Raw genomic sequence first — 5,761 nt, 5'->3', positions numbered from 1 at the left:
GCTGCAGCTTTAGCGCGTGCAGAGGCAGCAGAGACAGCGCAAGCGGCAGCAGAAGATGTAGCTACTAAAGCATTAGTTGCTCAGCAAGCTGCTCAACAAGCTGAAGCGACTGCAAAAGCTGCTCAAATAGCCGCTGAAGCGGCATTAGAAGCTGAAAAAATCGCAGCTGCTCAAGCGATCGGTGATGCCAAATCAGAAGCTGATGATAGGGTAGCAGCAGCGCAAGCGCAAGTTACCGCAGCTACAGCGGAAGCAGATGCAGCTAAAGCTGATACTATAATTGCCCAAGCAGCAACAGCGGCAGCTGAAGCAGCAAGAGATGAAGCAGTTTTAGCTAAGCAAGAAGCTGAGAAGAGAGCAAAAGCGGCAGAAGATGCTTTAGCCGCATCGCAAGTGCTACCACCAGCACCATTAAATCCAGACGTTGCTGCTTCTAATACCATTAGCGGTGTTCAAAGTAATAATATTGACGGGTATCAGGTATCTAAGCGTGGTGAATTAGTCACCAATCCTTCAAGTAGTTTTGATGTAATTACAAGTCGCGTCAATGATTTAGGTACTATTTATGCTTCACAACCTGTTGATTTGGTAATTCGTAATAACGCATCTGATAGTAATTTTGGTACTAGTGATAGTGGCTTTAAAATTCACTCAGGCAATGTAGTTGTGAAGGGTACAGGTTCAGCAGGCTTACTTCCTAAAGATCGCGATATGAGCTATACCTCGGTTTACAACAACTTTAATGAACAAATGCAGATCGGCCATGTATACGGAGTATTAGATAGCACGGTTGATGGTAAGCTATCGAATGTTTATGCCCAAGGTAAGTCAACGGATTCTGCTGACATGGCATATATGAAAGAGTTGTCTCAGTATAATATCAACAATAAAATTAACGACGGTAAAGTTAACTATGAAGGTGTAGCAACTTACTTGGACAATGGTATTATCGACGCTCCGAAGTTAGGTACTTCTAACTTCAAAGTTGATTTCGTTGATAGTCAAGTGGATGGTAAGTTATCCTTCTCTGGTATGACTGACAAGAAAGTTAAAGCTGAAATTACAGGCAATGCTTTTGCAGGTAATTGGAACGGTTTAAATACCAAAGGTGGCTTCTATGGTAAAGATGCTAACCTATTAGGCGGTATCTACAGTGATGCTACTGGTAAAGGTACTTATGGTGCACAGAAAGTTATACCACCTGCACCGGTTGATCCTGTAGATCCAGTTGATCCTGCAAACCCAGGTGTACCTGTGAACCCAACAGTAGCTCCTGATACGGCCATGACAGGTTTTCAGTCAACGGCACTAAGTAGCTTACAAAGAAGCTTACCATTTGGCGCTGGAGAGTTAGACAACGCTATTGGATATAATGAGATTCGTAATGACAAGTCTAATTGGAGTTTAAATCAAGCTGATTTAGTTACCAAAGATGGCACATTAGTACCGGTTGATACCCAAAATGGTGATAACTTTACAGCATTCAATAAGTTATCATTGCGTGCTGATATGGTTAAACCTGATTCAGTACAAAAGCCATTGAATATTGCCTTAGATACGCCTACAAAAATAAAAGTTGAAGCAGGCAAAGCAAATTTAAATCCTGATTTTGTCTATAAATCAGTGTATGAGAACTTTGACCAGCAGATGCAAGTAGGTCATGTCTATGGACATATTAACTCAAGTTTTGTTGGAGACTTATCACGGGTAGCTGATGTCTATGTACAAGGTCATTTAACCAATCAAGCAGACATAAACTACTTGAAACAAGTGAACGAAGGCAAAGCTCAATATGCAGGTAAAGCCACTTATATTGAGAATATTCACTTAGGTGATGGCAATACAGGGTTTGAACCAGTAAACGGTACTTCAGCGTTAAATGTTGACTTCGTGAATAACTCTGTTAAAGGTGAGCTAGCATTTACTGGCGACTTTAAGTACAACCCAACAGGGAAGATTGCAATTGATGCGAATATTGCCGGCAATACATTTGCAGGCAATAAGAACGGTATTGATACCGCAGGTGGATTCTACGGTGAAGATGCTAAGTTCTTAGGTGGTATTTATCAAGACGCATCAGTTCCAGCTGGTAAAGGTACTGTTGCTGGTACTGGTACTAAATTCCAAGGTACCTTTGGAGCTACCAAGCAATAAAAGTAGTTAAGTTAATAAATCATTCAACTTAAAATCAATTTAATTTAATAGAAGCGTCCCGAAAAGGGGCGCTTTTTTTCAAGCAAATTTATGAATAAGATCTTATTGTTAAACTATAGTATTTACTAATTATACCTAGCTATATCAAATCGCTTTACCTTGTAGATATGATAGGTATAATAAAATGCTATAAGCGGTTTTTATGGAAATAAACTGAATATTGACGTTCAGTAATACTGTTAGGGATAACTATGTCACATTCTCACTTTTTAAAAATCCTCACCACTTCTACTGTCTTATTCAGTGCGGGATACAGCCCTTTAATACACGCTGCAGAAGATATTCCTTCAGGCTTTATAGAAGATACTAAAGACAATACGGATCAAACCGAAGAACTTATTAAACTTGAACGTCAAAACATCATTCCAGGTAACAACGTTCCTAGTGCAATAGTCTCAAGTTCTGAAGCTCAAAAAGCAATTAATGAGCGTAAGAAGCTGGTAGACGCTCAAGGGTATGATCTGGAGGCTTTGAAGGCAGATCCTGTAGCTTTTACTAAGTTCCTAAACGCGGCATTGGCTGCGCAAGATATGGCCACTGTTAAAGAATTATTGCCGCACTATAAAGCATTACAAGTTAATGATCCGATGTTGATTAAATTTGCCGATGCCTTGGTATATCGTAGTGATGGTCAGAATAAGAAAGCTATTGCAATTTATAAAGACATGTTGGCAGATAATCCAGATTTTCATCCGGTGCGTTTGAATATGGCCCAAGCATTGTACGCTGATAAGCAGTATACGGCCGCCGCTGATCAACTGCAAAAGTTGCGTGGAGCAGATATTCCACCACCCGTTATGGCCAGTGTAGATCAGTTGATTGAGCGTATTCAGCAACAAGAGCAGTGGCGTTTTAGTGCTTCAGCAAGTTATGTTAATGATAAAAACTTAAATGGGGTTCCTGAAAAGCAAATTGTTAATGCTCAATTAGGTTCTACTACCAAGCCTGAATCAGGTAAAGGTTTACAAGTATCTGGCAGTGCCAATAAACGTATTAACTTAGCCAAAAACTATTATGCTGAAATTGGTGCAAACGCTTCTTTAAAAGGTTATTGGGATAATAGTGACTATAATGATTATCTGGTTACGGCTTCAACAGCATTAGGATACGATGATGCTAAAAACGATGTTTCAATTAGTCCATTTGCGACTAAACGCTTTTATGGAGAAGAGCCATATAGTTGGCGTAAAGGAGTTACAGTCAGCGGATCTCGTTGGGTAAAACCAAAGCTTAAAATGACTGCAACCGGTATGTACTCTAACGAAACAATAGATGATGATGATAAGAATTTACGAGAAGCAGATGGTATGTTCTTGGGTCTAAATGCACTTTATATTAAAGATGCCAATGAATATTATTATGGTGGCGTTGGGCGATATCAGAATGATGTAGATAAAACCAGTTTCTTAAGTTATGACCGTAATTCAGTTAACGTGGGTTGGGGTAAAGAATGGACGCAAGGTATTTCTACTTTAGCATCAGCAAGCTACGCAATCAAAAATTTTGATAAGCCCTCTGATGATATTGCAGATTTCTTTTACCAAACTTATCGTGTTGAAGGCAATGATGACACCCGAGAAGATAAAACAACGTCATTAGGCTTTCAAGTGTGGAAACGTGACTTGACTCTTATGGGTTTAACCCCCCGTCTAGTCCTTGATTATGAAAAGACTTCAAGTAACTTTAAATATTATGATGATCGTACTGACAAAACCGCCACCATTTTATTTACGAAGTCATTTTAATTGTCGTCTCAACTCTTAGTTATAAAAAAACCTCGCATTTAAGGCGAGGTTTTTGTTGTTTATAAATTAAAACGTGAAGTTAGTAAATCATTAAAGATTAGCTTCCATTTCTTCAAATTTAGCAGAAATAGTATCACTTGGCTTAGCAGTAGCTAAACTAACAACTACAATGGCAATACAGCTTAAGATGAAGCCTGGAATGATAGCATATAACCAGTCATTAAGATGGGTACCATCAGCAGTTTCAAAGCCTGCATAAATCCATATTATAACAGTCAAAGCACCTACAATCATGCCTGCCAAAGCACCATTACGGTTCATACGTTTCCACATTAGACTTATAATTACCAATGGACCAAATGCGGCACCAAATCCAGCCCATGCATTAGAGACTAGCGTCAATACTGAGCTATCAGGATCAGAAGCTAATAATATCGCTACTACTGCTACCAATACTACTGAGATACGTCCTACTAATACTTGGCGTGCTTCAGGGGCTGTTTTATCAAAAAATAACTTGTAAACATCTCGTGTTAACGAGCTTGAAACAACCAATAATTGAGAAGAAATAGTGCTCATAATAGCTGCTAAAATAGCCGCCAACAAGAAACCAGACACTAAAGGATGAAACAAGAAGTCGGTAAACACTAAGAAAATTGTTTCAGGGTCATCTAAAGTCATAGCCGTTTTTTGAACATAAGCACGACCTGCAAAGCCAGTCATTAATGCGCCAACTAAACTCACTATCATCCAGCTCATACCAATACGACGAGCAGTCGGCACATCTTTTACAGAGCGAATGGCCATAAATCGAACGATGATATGCGGTTGACCAAAATAACCTAATCCCCATGCCATTAAGGATAAGATACCTAAAAATGTCATGCCGCTAAAGATGTTAAGCATCTCTGGGTCAATATTGCGAATGGCATTGGTCGTTGCACCTACGCCACCAAGATCACTAAAAGCAACTACTGGCACAATAATCATTGCCAGCAGCATAATAATGCCTTGTACAAAATCTGTGGTAGATACCGCAAGGAATCCACCAAATAAAGTATAGCAAACCACAACGCCTGCAGTGACCCATAGACCCGTACTATAAGACATACCTAAAGCACTATCAAATAATTTGCCACCACCCGCTAAACTTGCTGCGGTATAAACGGTAAAGAATAAGATAATAACGATAGCTGAAATAACACGCAGTAGATGCGATTTGTCTTCAAAACGATTGGCGAAGTAGTCGGGTAAGGTGATTGCATTATCAGCAATTTCGGTATAAACACGCAATCTAGGTGCTACTAACAGATAGTTGGCAAAAGCTCCAATAGTTAAACCTAAAGCAATCCAAATACTGACCACACCTGAGCTATACATGTAGCCAGGTAGACCTAATAATAGCCAACCTGACATGTCAGATGCCCCTGCAGATAAGGCCGCTACGCTTGGGCTTAAATTTCGACCACCCAACATATAGCCAGCAGAGTCATTATCAGCTTTGAAATAAGCCCAAATCCCGATAGCAATCATCAATAAAAAATAAAGGGCGAGCGATACTAACACCCCGGTATCAATTCCATTCATAATATAATCCTTATGTAATATTTTTCTTAATATAAAAAACCATTATGTTTTTTTGTCATAATGGTTCTTTTAAATAAATCAAAAGAGTATTAGCAGAAGTTAATAGGACGATATCAAATAATTTGAAAGCTTATTCACTCATAGCTTTACAAGCTTGATGTATTAGGGCGTGTTGAACATTGTGATAAAAAGAAGGTGACAAAAAAATAGCAAAC

3 protein-coding genes are annotated in these 5,761 nt (G+C 39.1%); 2 read left to right on the top strand and 1 reads right to left on the bottom strand.

Annotated features, from left to right (window positions below; genetic code table 11):
• Together QZ265_RS09475 and QZ265_RS09470 are read left to right on the top strand one after the other, a co-directional pair.
• On the top strand, window positions 1–2,154 hold a 2,154-nt coding region (locus QZ265_RS09475; protein ID WP_296405621.1), incomplete at its 5' end, for a transferrin-binding protein-like solute binding protein.
• 251 nt (window positions 2,155–2,405) lie between these two features.
• Window positions 2,406–3,959 (top strand): surface lipoprotein assembly modifier, encoded by a 1,554-nt coding sequence (locus QZ265_RS09470; protein WP_296405619.1) that lies wholly within the window; start codon window positions 2,406–2,408, stop codon window positions 3,957–3,959.
• A gap of 90 nt (window positions 3,960–4,049) precedes the next feature.
• Here the strand turns inward: QZ265_RS09470 and putP are convergent, their stop codons facing one another.
• The gene (gene putP / locus QZ265_RS09465; RefSeq protein WP_296405617.1) at window positions 4,050–5,546 is read right to left on the bottom strand and encodes a sodium/proline symporter PutP; all 1,497 of its coding nucleotides are present in this window, start codon (window positions 5,544–5,546) and stop codon (window positions 4,050–4,052) included.
• Between the last annotated feature and the right edge of the window lie 215 nt (window positions 5,547–5,761).

Source organism: Psychrobacter sp., from assembly GCF_018260395.1.
Taxonomy (GTDB): Bacteria; Pseudomonadota; Gammaproteobacteria; order Pseudomonadales; family Moraxellaceae; genus Psychrobacter.
The sequence above is the reverse complement of the archived record's forward strand: the minus strand, read 5'-3'. Positions and strand labels throughout refer to the sequence as shown.